At 46.4% G+C, this 261-nt stretch carries 1 pseudogene; it reads left to right on the top strand.

What is annotated here, in order from left to right:
* Positions 1-261, top strand: a pseudogene (locus SHEWPOL2_RS22215) (IS481 family transposase); the annotation flags it as partial.

Here is a 261-nt window from a genome sequence, read left to right as displayed (position 1 = left end):
ACAGCAAAGTTGCTTTCGCGAAACTGTATACCACGAAAACCCCAATCACCTCGGCCGATTTACTCAACGACAGAGTATTACCGTTCTTTGAAACACAGGCGCTGCCCATGTTGCGCATTTTAACTGACAGAGGAACCGAATACTGTGGCAAAGTGGAACAGCACGACTATCAGCTGTATTTAGCAATTAACGATATAGAACACACTAAGACGAAGGCGCGACACCCGCAAACGAATGGGATCTGCGAACGGTTCCATAAAA

Origin of the sequence: Shewanella sp. POL2 (assembly GCF_000282755.1) — a bacterium.
Taxonomy (GTDB): Bacteria; Pseudomonadota; Gammaproteobacteria; order Enterobacterales; family Shewanellaceae; genus Shewanella; species Shewanella xiamenensis.
The sequence above is the reverse complement of the archived record's forward strand: the minus strand, read 5'-3'. Positions and strand labels throughout refer to the sequence as shown.